The 17428-nt window shown below is 60.9% G+C and carries 18 protein-coding genes; 6 read left to right on the top strand and 12 right to left on the bottom strand.

All coding sequences use genetic code 11. The features are described from left to right. Positions 1–57 precede the first annotated feature (57 nt). The 4 genes from AADA15_RS00420 to AADA15_RS00405 form a co-directional block, all read right to left on the bottom strand. A complete protein-coding gene (locus AADA15_RS00420) occupies positions 58–1293 on the bottom strand; it encodes an MFS transporter (protein ID WP_341639570.1) in 1236 nt (411 codons plus the stop codon). 145 nt (positions 1294–1438) lie between these two features. Continuing rightward, positions 1439–1813 carry a potassium channel family protein gene (locus AADA15_RS00415; protein WP_341639569.1) on the bottom strand — a complete coding sequence of 125 codons (375 nt, stop codon included), beginning with the start codon at positions 1811–1813 and terminating at the stop codon, positions 1439–1441. Between the two features lie 12 nt (positions 1814–1825). Continuing rightward, positions 1826–2494, bottom strand: coding sequence for a DsbA family oxidoreductase (locus AADA15_RS00410; RefSeq protein ID WP_341639568.1), 669 nt, complete (start codon positions 2492–2494; stop codon positions 1826–1828). A 17-nt stretch (positions 2495–2511) separates the two neighbouring features. Then, positions 2512–4020: a class I adenylate-forming enzyme family protein gene (locus AADA15_RS00405; RefSeq protein ID WP_341639567.1), complete on the bottom strand. Its 1509-nt coding sequence runs from the start codon at positions 4018–4020 to the stop codon at positions 2512–2514. A 64-nt stretch (positions 4021–4084) separates the two neighbouring features. Here AADA15_RS00405 and AADA15_RS00400 point away from each other — a divergent pair, with 64 nt between their 5' ends. Then, a complete protein-coding gene (locus tag AADA15_RS00400; protein ID WP_341639566.1) occupies positions 4085–4708 on the top strand; it encodes a helix-turn-helix domain-containing protein in 624 nt (207 codons plus the stop codon). 11 nt (positions 4709–4719) lie between these two features. Here the strand turns inward: AADA15_RS00400 and AADA15_RS00395 are convergent, their stop codons facing one another. Both AADA15_RS00395 and AADA15_RS00390 read right to left on the bottom strand, forming a co-directional pair. Continuing rightward, on the bottom strand, positions 4720–4962 hold the full coding sequence (locus AADA15_RS00395) for a hypothetical protein (RefSeq protein ID WP_341639565.1): 243 nt from the start codon (positions 4960–4962) through the stop codon (positions 4720–4722). A 117-nt stretch (positions 4963–5079) separates the two neighbouring features. After that, the gene (locus AADA15_RS00390; protein WP_341639564.1) at positions 5080–6897 is read right to left on the bottom strand and encodes an extracellular solute-binding protein; all 1818 of its coding nucleotides are present in this window, start codon (positions 6895–6897) and stop codon (positions 5080–5082) included. 335 nt (positions 6898–7232) lie between these two features. Here AADA15_RS00390 and AADA15_RS00385 point away from each other — a divergent pair, with 335 nt between their 5' ends. Then, the gene (locus AADA15_RS00385) at positions 7233–8006 is read left to right on the top strand and encodes a 3-hydroxybutyrate dehydrogenase (protein WP_341639563.1); all 774 of its coding nucleotides are present in this window, start codon (positions 7233–7235) and stop codon (positions 8004–8006) included. Positions 8007–8083: 77 nt separating this feature from the next. Here AADA15_RS00385 and AADA15_RS00380 read toward each other — a convergent pair whose 3' ends face one another. The 4 genes from AADA15_RS00380 to AADA15_RS00365 form a co-directional block, all read right to left on the bottom strand. Continuing rightward, entirely contained in the window at positions 8084–8761 is a 678-nt protein-coding gene (locus tag AADA15_RS00380; protein WP_341639562.1) for a DUF502 domain-containing protein, read from the bottom strand. 89 nt (positions 8762–8850) lie between these two features. Beyond that, positions 8851–9768: a pseudouridine-5'-phosphate glycosidase gene (locus AADA15_RS00375; protein WP_341639561.1), complete on the bottom strand. Its 918-nt coding sequence runs from the start codon at positions 9766–9768 to the stop codon at positions 8851–8853. Further along, positions 9765–10685: a PfkB family carbohydrate kinase gene (locus tag AADA15_RS00370; protein ID WP_341639560.1), complete on the bottom strand. Its 921-nt coding sequence runs from the start codon at positions 10683–10685 to the stop codon at positions 9765–9767. Before AADA15_RS00370 ends, AADA15_RS00375 begins: the two co-directional genes overlap by 4 nt. Positions 10686–10736: 51 nt before the next feature. Further along, positions 10737–11537, bottom strand: coding sequence for a DUF4198 domain-containing protein (locus AADA15_RS00365; protein WP_341639559.1), 801 nt, complete (start codon positions 11535–11537; stop codon positions 10737–10739). Between AADA15_RS00365 and AADA15_RS00360 the strand changes: the two genes are divergently transcribed. Further along, positions 11536–12678, top strand: coding sequence for a HupE/UreJ family protein (locus tag AADA15_RS00360; RefSeq protein WP_341639558.1), 1143 nt, complete (start codon positions 11536–11538; stop codon positions 12676–12678). The two genes, AADA15_RS00365 and AADA15_RS00360, sit on opposite strands and share 2 nt — an antisense overlap. A 19-nt stretch (positions 12679–12697) precedes the next feature. Here AADA15_RS00360 and AADA15_RS00355 read toward each other — a convergent pair whose 3' ends face one another. Then, positions 12698–13330, bottom strand: coding sequence for a thiamine phosphate synthase (locus tag AADA15_RS00355; protein WP_341639557.1), 633 nt, complete (start codon positions 13328–13330; stop codon positions 12698–12700). 168 nt (positions 13331–13498) lie between these two features. On the opposite strand from AADA15_RS00355, the gene AADA15_RS00350 reads away from it, so the two are divergent. The 3 genes from AADA15_RS00350 (at position 13499) to AADA15_RS00340 (ending at position 16939) form a co-directional block, all read left to right on the top strand. Further along, on the top strand, positions 13499–14245 hold the full coding sequence (locus AADA15_RS00350) for an RNA methyltransferase (protein ID WP_341639556.1): 747 nt from the start codon (positions 13499–13501) through the stop codon (positions 14243–14245). A gap of 70 nt (positions 14246–14315) precedes the next feature. Beyond that, positions 14316–15464, top strand: coding sequence for a heme A synthase (gene ctaA, locus AADA15_RS00345; protein ID WP_341639555.1), 1149 nt, complete (start codon positions 14316–14318; stop codon positions 15462–15464). A gap of 5 nt (positions 15465–15469) precedes the next feature. Continuing rightward, a complete protein-coding gene (locus tag AADA15_RS00340; RefSeq protein WP_341639554.1) occupies positions 15470–16939 on the top strand; it encodes a carboxypeptidase M32 in 1470 nt (489 codons plus the stop codon). Positions 16940–16990: 51 nt separating this feature from the next. On the opposite strand, the gene AADA15_RS00335 is transcribed toward AADA15_RS00340, so the two are convergent. Next, positions 16991–17341, bottom strand: a complete 351-nt coding sequence (locus AADA15_RS00335; RefSeq protein ID WP_341639553.1) for a DUF6614 family protein — start codon at positions 17339–17341, stop codon at positions 16991–16993. Positions 17342–17428 lie beyond the last annotated feature (87 nt).

Below are 17428 nucleotides of genomic sequence, written 5' to 3'. Positions count from 1 at the left end.
AAAAACCTCTCCAAACTGTTGGAGAGGTTAGGGAAGTCGCACTTTTCTCGCAAGCCGTTATAAGGTGGGCAGGCGGGCCTCAACCCGGGCCATATGGAGCATCACAAGGAACCCGAGCAGGGACATCGCCAGGATACCGGCGGTCAGGGGCAGCAGGGATCCGTCAAACAATAGCCCCACCGGCGCGGCGATCGCGGCTGCGGCGACGGTCGAAATCGCGCCCATGACCGAGGCCGCCATACCCGCGATATGCCCCATCGGCTCCATCGCCATGGCGTTGAGGTTGCCAAGGGTGACGCCCGCCATGAAGAACACGCTTGTCTGCCAGGCCACGAACAGCCCAAAGGCCACCGTGTTGTCCAGCGGCAGGGTCTCGAGAACCAGCATGGTGGCGGACAAGCCGATCTGAACAGCCAATGCCATCGTCACCATACGGCGCATGCCAAGGCGGACAACAAGCATGGCGTTCAGCAGACTTCCGGTGCCGGCAATGAGAGCGACGACAAAGAACCAGTATGGAAAGCTCTCGGCCTGGTCAAAAACGACATCATAGGCCGGTTGCACCAGGGTGATCATGGTGAACAGCATCCCCAGACACAGGCACTGGGCCAGGATGGACAGGCGCACCGTCGGATGGGAGATCATCTCCCTGAGTGCGCCGGTCATCAGTGAAATCCGAATGGGGCGCCGGTCGGAAAGCGCCAGGGTTTCCGGCAGTCTCAGTCCCATCCAAAGGGCGATAATGACCGCAAACCCCACGAAAGCGACGAAAATTCCGCGCCAGCTCGAAAACGCAATGATCCCGGCACCAAGCAGAGGCGCAACGGCTGGAACCAGCGTGAAGATCATCATGGCCACCGACACCACACGCGCCATTTCACGGCCCGAGTAAAGGTCCCGGACGACGGCCATGGCCACAACGCGCGGGCCGGCCGCTCCAAGGCCCATCGTCAGACGGGCCAGCAACGCAAGCTCAAGCGACTCGGCCGCCCAGGCAGCCGCCGCAGACAGGATATACAGCAGAACGCCCCCGAAGATGACGGGGCGGCGGCCCAGAGCGTCAGAGAGCGGGCCGGTAAAGAACGTACCGATCCCCATGCCCAGGACAAAGGAGGTGATGATCAGCTGCGCCCGGTTCACATGATCAGGGCTGAGTGTTTGGCCAATTTCCGGCAGGGCCGGGAGCATTGCATCGATCGAAAAGGCGATGGTTGCAAACATCATCGCGATGAGGGCGACGAATTCGCCCTTGGACATCGGATTTGATGTGGGGCTTGAAAGGGATTGTGACATGAATGACCTCTTGCACCACTTCAGAGGGATCCGGAAATCGGATCCAATCCGGGCGGCGCTAGAGGCGCGGTATCACGAATATCCGGGCGGTGCCATAACCGAGGCCGCACAGGAGTCTGTGCGCGGCTGCGCGACAGCCGTTGCCTTAGCGTTTTCCCGGCTCGAAAGGGGCCGGATCGGGACAGTCGTCTTCGTTGGCTGGTGGCGCCTCGTGGTGGTGCCGACCCAGCCGCGCCACCAGCCATTCGCTTTGTTCTTCGCGTTTCTGGATCTGGTAGAGGGCAAATTCGCGCATCGCCAGGGCAAAAACGCCAAGCCCGCTGAAAATGACAACCATCGTTCCGATTTTTCCGGCCACCGTGACGGGGACCAGATTGCCGTATCCCACGGTGGAAATGGTGACCACCGTAAAGAACAGACTGTCGAGAATGCTCCAGTCTTCAAAGTAGTGAAAATACGCCGTACTCAGTGCAATGATGCCAATCAGGGTGGCGAAGATACTGGAACGTTTGAACTGCATGAGCGGCGCAATCTACTCGGCGTCGGGGGCGGATTTGATTTGCCGCAGAATATCCTCGATCACCTGCTTCCACAACTCGGGCGGCTGGGCTCCGGGAACTGCGTGCTGATTTGCCACAATGAAGGTGGGGACCGAGGTCACGCCCATCTTGCGGGAGTGTGCGTCGCGGGTTCTGATCGTCTCACGGTCGCTGTCGCCTTCAAGCAGCTTGAGAACCACGTCACGCTCCATCCCGATATCCGACGCGATATCGGCAAGGATTTCGGGATCCCCGATATCCTGACCTTTGGTGAAATAGGCCGCAAAAAGAGCATCAACCGCTTCGGTCTGTTTGCCTTCGATCCCGGCCCAGTGGATCAGACGATGTGCATCCAGCGTGTTAGGAGTGCGCTGCATCGCCTCGAAATCAACGGACAAACCGGCTTTCTCGACATGATCGACAACTGGGGCATAGGCCCGGACCGCGCCATCCTTGCCGCCGAACTTTGCCTCCAGGTAGGCGCGCCGGTCCATGCCTTCATCCGGCATGTCCGGATTGAGTTGAAAGGGATGCCATTCGATCACAAAGGGATGATCCGGAACCTCGGCGAGGGCCTTGTCGAGATGGGCCTTGCCAATATAGCACCAGGGGCAAATCGGATCAGAGAGAATGTCCAGCTTGACCATCGTATCTTGCGTCATGAGGCGCTCCTTCGGGGCTATCGGGTGAAATGGGCGGGCAGGGCGCGCCGCAGCAGCTTTCCGTTTGCGCCGACAGGCAGAGCTTCGACGCGCACATAGGCGCGGGGCTGCTTGTAGCGCGCCAGCCGCTCCGCTGCAAAGGTCTCCAGCGCCTTGATCTCAAGATCGTGAGGACCTGTGTAAAAAGCCACGATGATATGGGTGTCTTCCTTGATCTCGACGGTGGTGACGCCGACCTGGGTTATGCCGGGATGGGCCGAAAGGGCGGTTTCCACCTCGATCGGGGATACACGAAAGCCCCCGGCGTTCATCATGTCATCTGCGCGCCCAAGGTAGGTAATCTGCCCGTCCACAGCCATGGCGCCCTGATCCCCGGTCAGGAACCAGTCACCCTGCATGCGGGCCTCGGTTTCCTGCGGGGCGCCCAGATAGCCGAGCATCAATCCCGGATCGCTGCGATGAATGGCGATGGTTCCTTCTGCGCCGCGCGGAACCGGTCCGTCAGGGCCCAGGATGGCAACGCGGCGACCGGTTTGCGGCCGTCCCAACGCCTCTCCGCGGGCCGGGTGGTCCGGACAGGAGGAAATGAAGGTCGAGCACTCCGACATCCCGTAAGCCTCGTAAAGGGCGGTGCCCGTGCGATGTGTCCAGAGCTCTGAAAGGTGAAGGGACAGCTTTTCCCCAGCGCATAGCCCATGCCGAAGATCCGGAAGGGACAGATCGCCACCATGGGTCAAGAGCTTGCGGTAGACGCCTGGCGCCGCGGCAAAAACACTGGCGCGGCTTTGGCGCAAAAGCGCAGGCAGGGCCTCTGGCGGAGTTCCCGGCTCAGGGATAAGTGCCGTTGCGCCCATCGTCCATGGATCCATGAGCCCAGTGCCGAGGGTGAAGGTCCAGTTGAAGGCCCCGGCATGCATCAGCCGGTCATCTGCCTTCAGGTCATACCAGTCATGTACCATCATCTGTCGCGCCCAGATCGCCCGGTGGGCATGTGCAACCGCCCGGGCAGACCCGCTGGTTCCCGAGGTAAAGACCACATAGGCCAGACGGTTCGGATCCCCCATGTCATAGTCGCAGGGCGGAAGGCCGCGCATCGCTTGCAGGTCAGGCAAATGGATCTGCCGCGCATGTCCGGCGCTGGCCACGCTCGGGTCACGCAGCACCGCAGCCACATCCAGATCTGCGATCATCCTGGCGGTTTCGGGTTCGGTCAGCTGGGCCGAGGTTGGAACTGGCACCAATCCAGCGGCAATCGCTCCAAGATAGGCAATTGGAAAATCCACGGTATTTCCAAGGCGCATCAGGATGATATCGCCGGGCCTTAATCCAGCTTTCAGCAGCCCTGTGCCGGTCCCGCGCACAGCGGCTTCGAGCTGAGCATATGTCCAGGACGTGGAGGACCTCGCCCCAAGAACCTCAAGCGCAGGTTTGTCAGGCTGGTCCTCTGCGTGACGCAGCACATGGGCGGCCAGATTGAATGGCTCAGGGCAAGGCGCAAAAGGGCCGGTGTCATATTCCGATATCATGAACCTTGGCTAGCGTGACACGTGCCGCGTTGCAAGCGGTGGCGGCGCGCCCTATAGAAACCGCATGACGGATCGCGACCCCAAAACCCTGATCACCATTGCCCGCGCAGGCGGGGACAGCGCGCAAGCCGAGCCCCTAGACCTGGGGGCACGGGTGCGCGAGTTGCGCAAGGCCCGCGACTGGACCCTGGAACATGCCGCCAATCAGGCCGGTCTGGCCCGCTCGACCCTCTCCAAGATCGAAAACGGGCAGATGTCACCCACGTACGATGCCCTGAAGAAACTTGCGGTGGGGTTGCAGATCTCGGTGCCGCAACTGTTCACGCCGCCACAGCGCGAGCAGGTGAATGGGCGCATGACGGTGACCAAGTCCGGAGAAGGTTCGGCGCAGGCCACTGCGACCTACGAACATGAGCTGCTGGCGGACGGGCTGACTCGCAAGCAGATGCTGCCGTATCGGGCCCGTGTGCGTGCCCGCTCGATGGAAGAATTCGACGGCTGGGTGCGCCATGACGGGGAAGAGTTCCTATACGTGCTGACCGGCGTGATCATGCTCTATACGGAGTTCTACGAGCCGGTCGAAATGCGCCGCGGCGACAGCGCCTATTACGACGCTGCGATGGGGCATAACGTGATTTCAACAAGCCCGGAAGATGCAACCATTCTGTGGGTGACATCCTTGACCTAAGCGACTGATTTTCAAATCAGGTCCGCTTCAAAGTCCACTTCCAGCTCGGCATGCAGGCTCTCCCAGAACAGGAAATCGTCCGCCTCTTCCCGCGCTTCTGTGAGGGTCAGGTGATGGGACTGCGCAAGGTAGGCTATGAACCCATCCTTATCTCGGACAGGACAGGGCGCAAGACGACGCTGGAGATAGGGGAAGCGCTGCTTGGCGCGAGGGAAGCGCACGGCCCAACTGGCAGTCGCAAAATGCTCTGTCATTTTGTTTCTCCCCACGCAACCATACCAACGACCCGAAGGTATCGTAGCAAAACTGGAAAAAAATGAAACAATTCTGTTACGCCAGCCCGGGGCGGGGTTTGTGACAGGCGGCCCCGCTCATTCCGGCTGGTACCACCACACATCGGGAAAATAGTCGCTACGGTCGCCGTAGATCGGTGATTTTTCCGGGTGGCGCAAGGCCTTCACATGGGCGATCCGGCCTCTGTCGTATTGCCAGATCGGAATAACGTAGCGGCCGGAAATCAGAACGCGATCAAGCGAACGGACAGCTGCTGTAAAGTCCTCCGCGCTTTGGGCGGTCAGCAAATGATCGATCATCGCCTCCACTGCCGGGCTGTCGATTCCCATCAGATTGCGGCTGCCCGGCTGGTTTACACCGGCCTTCCCCCAATAGAGACGCTGCTCATTTCCCGGACTGAGGGACAGTTCGCGGCGGATGCGCGTAAGGTCAAAGTCAAATGCGTTTTGACGCATCACATATTGAGCATTATCAACGAGCTCCGGGGTCAATCTGATGCCGAGACGATCAAGCGCGCGACCGTACAATTCAACCACGGTCTTCATTTGGGCATCTCCCTGTCGCAACAGGACCGACAGTTCCAGCGACCGTCCATCCGCGTTCTTCAACACACCGTCCTGAACCTGCCAACCGGCCTCGGCCAGCAGCGCGACAGCACGGCGGAGGTTCTTGCGATTGCGGCTGGTGCCGTCACTTTGCGGCAGGGCGTACCCCTCAAGCGCGCCGGGCAGAAGATCAGCCCGATAGGGCTCCAGCAGGGCGCGCACCTTTCCGGTGGCGGGGCCGGGCTGCATGGCTAGCGCTGAGTTGGAGAAATAGGACGAAATGCGCGGCTGCAGGCCGCCCGTAACCGTCCCATTGATGTATTCAAAGTTGAAGGCAAGCAACAGGGCTTCGCGCACGCGCCAATCGTTCAACGGAGCCCTGCGGGTGTTTATGGCCAGCCCCGTGATGCCGGAAGGGCGCTGATGCGGGATTTCCGTTTTCACCACATCGCCGCGCCGGACAGCCGGGAAATCATAGGCGGATTGCCATTTTTCTGGATTGAACTCCCGGTAGGCACTCAGCTCGCCTGCCTTGAAAGCCTCGAACAGGACCGTCTCATCTCCGAAAAAGTCGATGCGCAGCTCATCGAAATTCTGCGTTCCCCGGCGAAACGGCAAATCGGCGCCCCAATAGTCGGGATTTCGGGTCAGAGTGACAAAGCGGCCCGGCTCAAAATCGCTCACCACATAGGCGCCGGACCCGATGGGGGCCTCGGTCAACCCGGAGGCTGCAAAATCCTTGCCCGCCCATTGGTCCTTTTTCAGGATCGGGCGCAGACCCGCGATCAGGGCCAGCTCGCGATCCTCTGTATTGAACGTCAGCTTTACGCTGCGGGGGCCGGTCTGTTCGATCCGTTCGACCTTGGACCAGAAGCCACGGTAGCGCAGATGCCCTTTGGTACCGAGGGTCTCATAGGACCAGATGACATCCTCGATCGTGACGGGGCTGCCATCGGAAAACCGGGCCTCCGGGCGCAGAGTGAACTCCACCCATGAGCGATCATCGGGTACTTCAAGTGATTCGGCCAACAAGCCGTAAAGCGTAAAAGGTTCGTCCCACGACCGGCCCATCAGGCTTTCGTAGCTCCAGAACCTGAGTTGCCAGGGAGGGGTACCCTTCTGGGAAAAGGGGTTCAGCGTATCGAAACCACCTGTGTTTCCAACCACCAAGCGGCCGCCCTTTAGGGCATCAGGGTTAACATACGGTAAAGATTCAAAGTCAGCCTCGAGCGCAGGTTTTCCATACATTGCAATGGCATGCGCTGATTCTGCAGATGCAAAACCGGTTGAGGCAACGAGGACGATTCCCGCAACGAGGGCCCGTGCCGCAGAGAAATATTCTGGTCTCACTTTGGCAACAATCCCATTCTATCCTTATTTTGCTGAACCTTAACGGTAGAGGCTAATCTTGTTCTTTTCAAATTTTTGGCTTGGAGGGAAGCAATAAATTGCGTATAACGGAGTCACTGCTCGATAGGTTTCTTGCCTGTATGAAACCTGCCTCAATAACTTAACGCCCGCTTCGTGCGGGCGTTTTTTTCTTTCGCGCCCTCCGCTGTTTCAGGCAAATCCTTGATGTAATCGACGCATCAAATTCCTCTGGGTCAGTAGTCCTACGCGTTTTCTTCACGGGCGCCACGTGGCAAAGTGCCCGCAACCAATTCAGAGCGAAGGAAAGCTGAACCATGACATTGAAGGGCAAAACGGCGGTTGTGACCGGCTCCAATTCCGGGATCGGCCTCGGGGTTGCACGCGAACTGGCGCGGGCGGGGGCAAATGTGGTGCTCAACTCGTTCACCGATCGGGATGAGGATCACGCGCTAGCCGCCGATATCGCCAAGGAGTTTTCCGTTTCCGCACGCTACATCAAGGCGGACATGTCAAAGGGTGAAGAATGCCGTGCGCTCATCGAACAAGCCGGGGCCTGCGATATTCTTGTGAACAATGCCGGGATCCAGCATGTGGCACCGATTGACGCGTTTCCGCTGGACAAATGGGATGCCATCATTGCGATCAACCTGAGTTCGGCGTTTCACACAACTGCGGCCGCCTTGCCGATGATGCGTGCGGCAGGATGGGGACGGGTGGTGAATATTGCGTCCGCTCATGGACTTACCGCCTCTCCTTACAAATCGGCCTATGTCGCGGCAAAACACGGGATTGTCGGCATGACCAAGACCGTCGCCCTGGAAACCGCCGAAGAGCCGATCACCGCTAACGCGATCTGTCCGGGCTATGTTCTGACGCCTCTGGTCGAGGCGCAGATCCCGGACACCATGGAGAAATACAACATGGGCCGCGAAGAGGTGATCAAAAAGGTCATGCTGGAGCGCCAGCCCTCAAGGGAGTTCGCCACGGTCGAGCAGCTTGGCGGGACGGCGGTCTTCCTGTGCTCCGATGCCGCGGCTCAGATCACGGGCACCACGATCAGCGTCGACGGGGGCTGGACCGCGCTGTAAACCGGCTCAACGAAACAAGGCGGATCAGAGATCGATCCGCCTTTTTCATGCAATGCCCCGTCACAAACGCCTGATCGTCATGCAGCAGGTTTGCTTGGGTCCTTGGCGTTGGGATAGACAAGGCCGGCCGAGATCACCAGCTTTGCGGCATCTTCAACGCTCATGTCGAGCATGGTGACATCCTCTTCCGGCACAAACAGCAAGAAACCCGAGGTCGGGTTCGGTGTGGTCGGAATAAAGACGCTCATCAACCCGCCTGAGGTTTGCGCCCGGGTCGCGATTTCACCCTTTGCCTTGGTCGATACAAAGCCGATCGCCCAGATCCCGCGGCGCGGGTATTCGATCAGGCAGGCCTTGTCAAAGCTGCTTTCGGCCTGGGCAAACACCGTTTCGGAGATCTGCTTGATCCCGGAATAGATCGACCGGACCACCGGCATGCGGTCCACCAGGTTTTCGGCAAAGGTGATCAGCGAACGGCCGATGATGCCCTTGGCGACCCATCCCACCATGATAGTGAACAGAAGAAAGATGATCAGACCGACGCCACGCAGGTTGATGCCGATATACTGCTCCGGTCGCAGGTTATGAGGCACCAGCGGCAGAACGACCCCATCGATCCAGCCCATAACGGTCCACAGGAGCCACAGGGTCAGTCCAACAGGGGCAATGACCACTATACCTGTGAAAAAGGAAGAGCGGAGCCGCGCCAGAAGGCCCGGTTTGCGATAGGGTTCTTGATCGAATGGCGTGGTCATCGCGTGTGGTCGTACCGCAGTGGGAGTGGCGTTTCCGCGAACCTATGCACTGTTTTGAAAGAGGGCAATGGGGCGGGCGGGGAAATCCCTTATCCGCGCGCGATTGCGTTCAATTCTCGGGCGATTTCCGCGGCCAGACGCGCGTTGTTGCGCACCAGGGCGATATTTGCCACCAGAGAACGCCCCTCGGTCAGCTCGAAAATGCGTTGCAGCAGGAAGGGCGTCACCTGTTTTCCGGCGATCCCCTGTTGGTCGGCTTCGGCCTGAGCCTGGGCAATCACGGGCGCAAGGGCCTCTGCGGGGATTTCGGCCTCAGCCGGAATCGGATTTGCGATCAGCTGCCCGCCGGGGAGGTCCATGGCGCGGCGCATGGCATGGGCGCGGGCGATCTCTGCGGCGCTGTCCATCCGCAAAGGGGAGGTCAGCTCCGAGCGTGCGGACCAAAAGGCCGGAAAGGAGTCCTGACCGTAAGAGATGACCGGAACCCCTTGTGTTTCCAGAACTTCCAGGGTTTTTGGCACATCCAGAATTGCCTTTGCGCCGGCCGCGACAACACTCACCGGGGTCTGGGCAAGCTCCAGCAGGTCGGCAGAGATGTCAAAGCTGGTCTCGGCCCCCTTGTGCACGCCCCCGATGCCGCCAGTGGCAAACACCTCGATCCCGGCAATGCGCGCCGCGATCATGGTGGCGGCCACGGTCGTTGCCCCGGTTCCCCCGGTTGCAATACAGGCGGCGATATCCGCCCGAGACACTTTGGCGACGGATTTGGCCTGCCCAAGCGCCTCCAGCGTCTCCGGCTCCAGCCCGACGTGAAGGACCCCTTCGATCACGGCCATGGTTGCCGGTGTCGCCCCGGTATCGCGAACGTCCTGTTCCACCAGGGCGGCGGTTTCGACGTTCTGTGGGTAGGGCATGCCGTGGGTTATGATCGTGCTTTCGAGAGCCACGATGGGCAGGCCCTCGGTGCGGGCTTTGGTCACTTCGGCAGAGTATTGGATGGGGATCACAGCGGGGGTTCTCCTGAAACGTAACTTGCGGCTGCAGCCAGAGCAGAGGTGAGGGCCTGATCCGCAGGCTCACCGCGGCTTTCGGCTGCAATATGGGCGGCCATGAAGGTATCGCCAGCACCGGTGATGCGGGCCACCGTGACCTGCGGAGGCTCTTGCGTGTGGATGTCCCGCCCGTCCGCTTTGGTGGCCGAGCGGCTGCCGTCCGTTACCAGAACCCGCGCAGCGCCCCGCGCCAGCAGAGCCCTGGCGGCGACCTCGCTGTCTGTGAACCGGTCCTGACACAGTAGCCCGGCTTCCTCGAGGTTGACGTAAAGCGTTCCGCGCCCGCGCAACAGGAACGGACGCAGCCGCTCGGCCTTTCCGGGAGAAGCCGGCGCCACTCTCAGATCAGCGCTTGCAAAGGCGGGGCTGGCGGCGATTTCATCCAGCAGCGAGAGGGTCAGGTTACCATCAAGGGCGATTGGCCCCGAGTAGGGCTTTGCGTCCGAGCCCAACGACCCGTCCAGCAGCGGGCGAATGATCTTTGCTCCGGCGGCTTCAAGGGAATGCGCATCCGCGATGGCCGCGATCAGACCATTTGCCCCCTCCACGGCCATGTACCTGTCCGTCGGCAAATCTTCGGAGCGGTAGATGTGGCTGACATCAAGGCCAAGGTGGCCACAGGCCGCGATCAGCTCTTCCCCTTCGGCGTCACGGCCGATGGCACTCAGCAGCACCGGCGACATGCCGAACCGGGCCAGGGTCATCGCGATGTTCATCGCAACGCCCCCCGGCAGTCGGCTGATGCGACCCGGCATATCCGAACCGCGCCGCATTTCCGCCGTGCATCGGCCGATAATGTCCCAGAGGACCGAGCCGATACACAGGATCCGGGTCGGCGTGGCATTCGGCTGAAGAGGTCTTTGATGCGTCATCATGTCCCCCTCATGCCGCCTTTCGATGCCGCCCGCAAGCGGGATCCCGCCTCAGGGGACGGCAAAGGTCAAAGCGGCCCAGAGGGTTTCCCAAACGGCGCCGCTGTCTGCATCCGCAGGGCGCAGCACGACGGCGTCCAGGAGGTAACTGTGCCCCGGTTTGACAGGGATTTCTGCGCGCCCGCCGGTGTCGCTGCGCAGGAGGAAAACCGTGACCTCGCCTGTCGGTGTCCGCTCGAACACTTCGATCTGGGCACCAGCGCGCGGCTCGCCCTGATAGTAAATCCGAACGGGCAGGGTGTCTGCCTCTAGGGTGTAGGGGTTCGCCTCGGCCACGAATTCCGTTTCCAATCCACGCAGGCTGTCGGTGCCGGCACCGCTGCCAACCGCGATCAGGGCCTTGGCATGACGGCTGTAACGCTCAGTGAAATCCTCAAAGGGCAGCCCCCTTTCGCCGTGCCGCTCCCGAATATCTGCAAAACCCTTGTGCTGGGCGAAGGCGTCGAATTTCTCCCAGTCCTTGTAGTTCAGCGTTTCAGGTTCGGTTTCGTGCACGACCGTCAGGAGACCGGGCTCGGCAGCTCGCAAGGAAAGCGCGGGAAGATCCCCCATCCGGCCTTGATACTCCAGTCGCTGCGCACCTGAGATGACCTCGAACCGTTTCGTCCGTTTTTCGAAATAGGGCAGCCGTGCGCCCTTGAAGGACTGGCCATTGACAAGATCGGCTGTCACCGGCTCTCCGGCCGAGACTTGATAACTCTTGGGTTCGATCCAGAATTCATGGGCAAAGGCTGGAATTGATCCCGCCAGACCGTTAGCAATAAGAACGAATGACAACAGGCGATTTTTCATGACCGGACTTTTTGTTTTCCTCCGCATCAACTTGGCACTTATCGGGGTGCTGTCAAGTTTGGCCTTCGGGTTTGCCGCGCGGGGTCATGCCCATGAGGTGACGCCCACAATTGCGGATTTCGCGATCGAGGACGGGACTTTGCAGATGCAATTGCGCCTGAATGCCGAGGCTTTTGTGGCGGGCATCGATCTGGACACGCACCAGAACACCGAAGAGGCCGGGCAGGCCGGGGATTATGATCTTCTCCGGGCGCTTGCGCCGGATGAGTTGCGCCCCATGCTGCAACTCTTTGCCGAAGACTGGATCGCCACGATCGGGCTGGAGGCCGGCGTGCCGGTCCCGCTGAACCTTGTGGAGGTTCGGGTTGCCCCCGTGGGAGACCTCGACGTGCCGCGAGAAAGCTATCTTGACGTGAGTGCGTCATTGCCGCCCGGAGCAACGGCGTTGACCCTGACGTGGCCCACCGGGTCCGGGGCGGTGGTCTTGCGCCAGAACGGCGTCGAAGAGCCTTATACGGGGTATCTGCAAGGCGGCGACACCACCGGTCCGATCGCATTCTCCGGAGGCTCGGCGCTTAGCCCGAAAGAGGCCTTTTTTGCCTATATTCCAGTGGGTTTCGATCACATCCTGCCCAAAGGACTGGATCATATCCTGTTTGTCCTCGGGCTGTTTTTCCTCAGTACGCGCCTGCGGCCCCTGATCTGGCAGGTCAGCGCCTTCACGGTCGCCCATACGATAACACTGGCCTGCGGTGCGCTGGGGCTGGTCAAGGTCAACCCTGATATTGTCGAGCCGCTGATTGCCGCATCGATCGTGTTCGTGGCCGTAGAGAACATCTTTTCCCGGCGTCTGCACAGCTGGCGCACGTTGATCATCTTCGGCTTCGGGCTTTTGCACGGATTGGGCTTTGCCAGCGTGCTGGCCGAGTTTGGCCTACCAAAATCGCAATTCATCCCCGCCCTGATCGGCTTCAATGTCGGGGTGGAGCTTGGGCAGCTGACAGTGATTGCGCTGGCGTTTCTGACGGTGGGCTACTGGTTCGGAACGCACCCGAAATACCGCGGGCGCGTGGCCATCCCCGCATCCGTTACGATCGCCCTGATCGGCGGCTACTGGTTTGTGGAACGTGTCTGGCTGTAACCTGCGACAACAGGGCGGATCAGCCCATCGCCTTGATGAACGACTGAAGGGTTCCGGTCGGGTCTTCGGTCCGCCAGATTTCATCCCCGATGCCAAAGAAATCGGTCACCGGCGCATAGGTCCCGATCAGCTCTTGGGTGAGGCCGCCTTCGGCGACCACTGGCACCTCGATCATTTCCGACCACCACTGGAACAGTTCCAGTTCGGCCTGCGCGCCGTCGCCAAGGCCGGACGCACCTACCGGGCCAAAGCTGACATAGTCGGCGCCCGCTTCGCCCGCAGACATGCCGTCATGGCGCGATGCACCGCAGAAACTGCCGACGATGGCATCTGCACCCAGCGCCTTGCGGGCGCTGCGCACGGATTTTGACGCATCGCTCAGGTGCACCCCATCAAGGCCAAGGCGCTCCGCCAGGATCTGGTGATCCGTGATCACAATGGCAACATCCCGGGCATGACAGACCTCGCGCAGCGCGTCACCGGCCCGGCTCAGCGTGTCTTCATCGCGGCTGGCCATGTCAAGGCGCACGCAGGCGACCTCAACACTGTCGAGCGCCTTCGCCAATTGATCCGGGAACCGGCCCAGCTCGAAACTGGGTGGTGAAATCAGATAGATCTGAGGCTTCTCTACAGTGTCCGCGGCGGTGGTCATGACGGGCGCTCCTGTTCTGTGTCTGCAGGTGTTTAACCGATCTTGCGACGGACGCAAGGATCGGATCCTCAAACCCCGATGACGCGGCATGTCTTGCCCATCCCGCCGCCGCCGATTAGAGCAGGGCAAATGCACCGCAACTGCCCTTTGAGGCCAACGGAGAACGATATGCCCAGCGATATGCCACAGCCCGCCTTTGTTCTGGTTCGCCCGCAAATGGGAGAGAACATCGGCGCCGCCGCGCGCGCCATGTGGAACTTTGGTCTGGACCGGATGCGGATCGTGGCGCCGCGCGATGGCTGGCCCAACCCGAAATCTGTCGCCATGGCTTCGGGTGCGGGACGCCTGCTGGACGAAGCGCAGCTGGCACCGGACGTGCCGGGCGCGCTTGAGGATTGCTCCTTTGTCTTTGCCACGACCGCTCGCCCGAGGGAGCTTACGAAACCGGTCTACAGCCCTGAAGCAGCAATGAAATTGGCTCTTGAGAAAATCCGCGCCGGGGAAAAGGTCGCGGTGATGTTCGGCCCCGAACGGGCAGGGCTTGAGAATGACGATATCGCCAAGGCCAATGCCATCATCACGGTGCCTGTAAACCCTGAGTTCCCCTCGCTGAACCTCGGCCAATGTGTCTTGCTGACCGCCTATGAGTGGCGCCGTCAGGCCGACGAAGTACAGCACGAAGTCTTTGACATCGGCAAATCCGACTGGGCCACGGGCGTCGAAGTCGAGGCGCTGGTCAAACACTACGAAGATCGCCTTGAAGAAGCCGGGTATTTCTTCCCGCCGGAAAAGGCGCCAGGCATGAAAGTCGTTTTTCGCAACCTGTTCAGCCGCATGCGCCTGACGCGCGCCGATGTGCAGATGCTGCATGGCATCATGCGGCAGATGGTCCGCTGGAAGAAAAATGGCGAATGACCCCTGACCGGGGCCTTGGGATGATCTATATCTCGCCCGCAAGCGTGACCCGCAATCAAGAGAGACGAGCATGAGCAGCAAGCGCAGTATCTTTGAAGAGGTGGGCGAGGCGCAGCCCGCACAGGCGGCGGCCCTGCCGGGGGCGATCGACCGGGGCAGGGGCGGCGCACGCCGTGCAATCCGGGCCTGGTTGATGGTGCTCTTTGCCCTGGTCATGGTGATGATCGCCGTCGGCGGTCTTACGCGCCTCACGGATTCGGGCCTGTCGATCACCGAATGGCGTCCCGTCACCGGCGCGATTCCGCCCCTGACCGAGGCCGACTGGCAGTCCGAATTCGAGAAATACAAGCAGATCGATCAATGGCGGATCCACAACCAGTGGATGGAACTCTCTGATTTCAAAGAGATCTACTGGTGGGAATGGGGCCATCGCCAGCTTGGCCGGGTGATCGGCCTGGTCTGGGCGGTCGGCTTCTTCGGGTTCCTGCTGGCCCGCAAGATCCCCGCAGGCTGGACCGGTCGCCTGATCCTGCCCGGAGCCCTTGGCGGCGTCCAGGGCGCGATCGGCTGGTGGATGGTGGCCTCTGGCGTGACGCAGGGCGAGGGGATGACCTCGGTCGCCTCCTACCGTCTGGCCACGCATCTGGGGCTGGCCTTCGTGATCCTGGGCCTCATTGCCTGGTACGTCTTCCAGCTTGGCCGGGAAGAGCGCGAATTGATGCAGGCGCGCCGCGCCAAGGAAGCCAAGCTCTTTGGCCTGTCCACGGGGCTGCTCCACTTTGCATTCCTGCAAATCCTGCTTGGGGCTCTGGTTGCAGGCATCGATGCCGGCCGTTCCTACACCGATTGGCCGCTCATGGGGGGGCAGATCATTCCCCCGAACCCGCTGATGCTGGAGCCGATCTGGAAAAACTTCTTTGAAAATCCCGGCTTGGTACAGTTCATTCACCGGGTTTGCGGCTACCTTCTGTTTGCCTTTGGCGTTGTGGTCTGGCTTCGGGGCCGCAGCAGCGCCCATGCCCGGACGCGGCTGGCGTTCAACGCTGCCTTTGCAGCACTGTCGGTGCAGGTGGTTCTTGGCATCGTGACCGTGCTTTACGCAGCCCCCTGGCAGGCCGCCATCCTGCATCAGGTCATGGCGGTCATTCTGTGGGTGCTGATCCTGCGGGCCCGCTTCCTGGCCGCCTATCCCATTGCAACCTCGATCAAGGACAACTGACGCCCATGACTGCTTTCGAACAGCTGATGGCCTATGAGCGCGATACACAGGCGCTTGCACAGATCTCTGGCCGCCTCGGCTGGGACCAGGAGACCATGATGCCACGCGGCGCGGCCAGCCAGCGGGGCACTGAGATGGCCGCGCTCGAGGCGGTTCTTCACGCCCGCCGCAGCGCGCCTCAGGTCGGTGAGTGGCTTGAGGCGGCCAAGGCCCCGGATGAGGTGGGCGCGGCGCACTTGCGGGAAATCCGGCGCAGCTACGAACGCGCGATCAAGGTGCCGGCTGATCTGGCCAAACAGCTGGCTCAGGTCACCTCCGAGGCACAAGGGAAATGGGCGCAGGCTCGTGCAGACGAAGATGTCGCGGCCTTTGTGCCCGTCCTGGAAGAAGTCGTCGCGCTGAAACGGCAAGAGGCCGGGGCACTGGCACAGGGCGGGGATCTTTATGATGCGCTGGTGGCCGACTATGAGCAGGGCACCACGTCATCGGAAATCGCAGAGATCTTTGATGCGATGCGGCCCGCCCTGGTGGACTTGCGCGCCCGCGTGCTGGATCGGCCGGCGCCGAAGGGGCTGGAAGGCACGTTCGACGAAGCCGAGCAGATGAAGCTCGCCCGCAAACTGGCGCGCGCTTTTGGCTACAACATGGCCCACGGGCGCGTGGACAAGGCGGTACATCCTTTCAGCTCCGGCTCGGGGCTGGATGTGCGCATTACCACGCGCACCAGCGAAAGCGACCCTTTCAACTGTTTCTATTCCACCATCCACGAGGTCGGCCACGCCGCCTATGAGCAGAACATCAGCCGCGACTACCTGCTGACCCCGCTGGGGCGCGGCGTGTCGATGGGGGTGCACGAAAGCCAGAGCCGGATCTACGAGAACCAACTGGGGCGCTCCCGCGCCTTTACCGGCTGGCTGTTCGATCAGATGAAAGAGAGATTTGGGGATTTCGGCATCGCGGATGCGGATGCGTTTTACGCCGCGGTGAACCGGGTTCACAACGGCTATATCCGCACCGAGGCGGATGAGCTGCAATATAACCTGCATGTCATGCTGCGCTTCGATCTGGAACGGGCATTGATGCAGGGAGATCTCGAAGTGTCAGACCTCGAGGCGGCCTGGAATGACCGGTTCAATGCCGACTTCGGGTATGCCGTGGACAAGCCCTCGAATGGCTGTTTGCAGGATGTGCACTGGTCTGTCGGTCTGTTCGGATATTTCCCGACCTACTCGCTTGGAAATGTCTACGCCGGCTGCCTGCACGAGGCCCTGCGCCGCGATGTGCCGGATCTGGATCACCATCTGGCCAAGGGGGATACCTCTGCCGCGACCGGATGGCTGGGTGACAGGCTGCAGCGCCACGGCGGGCTGCGCAGCCCGCGCGAAACGATTTCACAGGCGGCGGGGATGGAGCCGGATCATACGCCTCTGATCACCTATCTCGACGAAAAATTCTCTTCGATCTATCAGCTGTAAAAAAAAAGGCCGGGCACTGCGCCCGGCCTTGATCCTTCATGCCCTGCCATTTCAGATCAGTGCCATTCGCTCGGCGCGCTCCGGGTCCGGGAAGGGGCGATAGAGGCCAAAATCGGACCGGGAGACGAGGGCTGAAACGTTGGCATAGAGCCTTTCGATCTCCTCGTCCTTTTCGCCCAGCACCCGAAAGGCCTGGTCCAGCTGGGTCATATTCTCGAACTCGATCTCCAGCAGGAAATCGCGGCAGGAATCGCTGGCAAGGTTCAGTTTCCGGCGCAACAGGCGCCAGCCCCTGATCACCTTGCGCTCTTTCAAATAGGTCATCCACTGGTCCACCGCACTGGAGAAGGCAAGCGCCTTGGCTTCGTGGTGCAGGTCGATATAGCAGTGATAAAGGTTCATCGGGCGGCTCCTCCCGCGCAAAGACTGTTTCCCGCCAAAGTGCCAGAAATAGATTACCCATCCGTAAAAGAAGAACGCCGCCCCTGA

The sequence above is a fragment of the Phycobacter sedimenti genome (assembly GCF_038148855.1).
Taxonomy (GTDB): domain Bacteria; phylum Pseudomonadota; class Alphaproteobacteria; order Rhodobacterales; family Rhodobacteraceae; genus Phycobacter; species Phycobacter sedimenti.
Note: the sequence above shows the minus strand (reverse complement) of the source record. Positions and strands in the feature narration are given on the sequence as shown.

Coding starts and splice junctions, on each gene's coding strand:
- AADA15_RS00335 (WP_341639553.1), bottom strand. CDS start 17,341: ATGAACCTTTATCACTGCTATATCGACCTGCACCACGAAGCCAAGGCG.
- AADA15_RS00385 (WP_341639563.1), top strand. CDS start 7,233: ATGACATTGAAGGGCAAAACGGCGGTTGTGACCGGCTCCAATTCCGGG.
- AADA15_RS00380 (WP_341639562.1), bottom strand. CDS start 8,761: ATGACCACGCCATTCGATCAAGAACCCTATCGCAAACCGGGCCTTCTG.
- AADA15_RS00395 (WP_341639565.1), bottom strand. CDS start 4,962: ATGACAGAGCATTTTGCGACTGCCAGTTGGGCCGTGCGCTTCCCTCGC.
- AADA15_RS00400 (WP_341639566.1), top strand. CDS start 4,085: ATGACGGATCGCGACCCCAAAACCCTGATCACCATTGCCCGCGCAGGC.
- AADA15_RS00360 (WP_341639558.1), top strand. CDS start 11,536: ATGACCGGACTTTTTGTTTTCCTCCGCATCAACTTGGCACTTATCGGG.
- AADA15_RS00355 (WP_341639557.1), bottom strand. CDS start 13,330: ATGACCACCGCCGCGGACACTGTAGAGAAGCCTCAGATCTATCTGATT.
- AADA15_RS00350 (WP_341639556.1), top strand. CDS start 13,499: ATGCCCAGCGATATGCCACAGCCCGCCTTTGTTCTGGTTCGCCCGCAA.
- AADA15_RS00340 (WP_341639554.1), top strand. CDS start 15,470: ATGACTGCTTTCGAACAGCTGATGGCCTATGAGCGCGATACACAGGCG.
- AADA15_RS00405 (WP_341639567.1), bottom strand. CDS start 4,020: ATGATATCGGAATATGACACCGGCCCTTTTGCGCCTTGCCCTGAGCCA.
- AADA15_RS00365 (WP_341639559.1), bottom strand. CDS start 11,537: ATGAAAAATCGCCTGTTGTCATTCGTTCTTATTGCTAACGGTCTGGCG.
- AADA15_RS00420 (WP_341639570.1), bottom strand. CDS start 1,293: ATGTCACAATCCCTTTCAAGCCCCACATCAAATCCGATGTCCAAGGGC.
- AADA15_RS00415 (WP_341639569.1), bottom strand. CDS start 1,813: ATGCAGTTCAAACGTTCCAGTATCTTCGCCACCCTGATTGGCATCATT.
- ctaA (WP_341639555.1), top strand. CDS start 14,316: ATGAGCAGCAAGCGCAGTATCTTTGAAGAGGTGGGCGAGGCGCAGCCC.
- AADA15_RS00370 (WP_341639560.1), bottom strand. CDS start 10,685: ATGACGCATCAAAGACCTCTTCAGCCGAATGCCACGCCGACCCGGATC.
- AADA15_RS00410 (WP_341639568.1), bottom strand. CDS start 2,494: ATGACGCAAGATACGATGGTCAAGCTGGACATTCTCTCTGATCCGATT.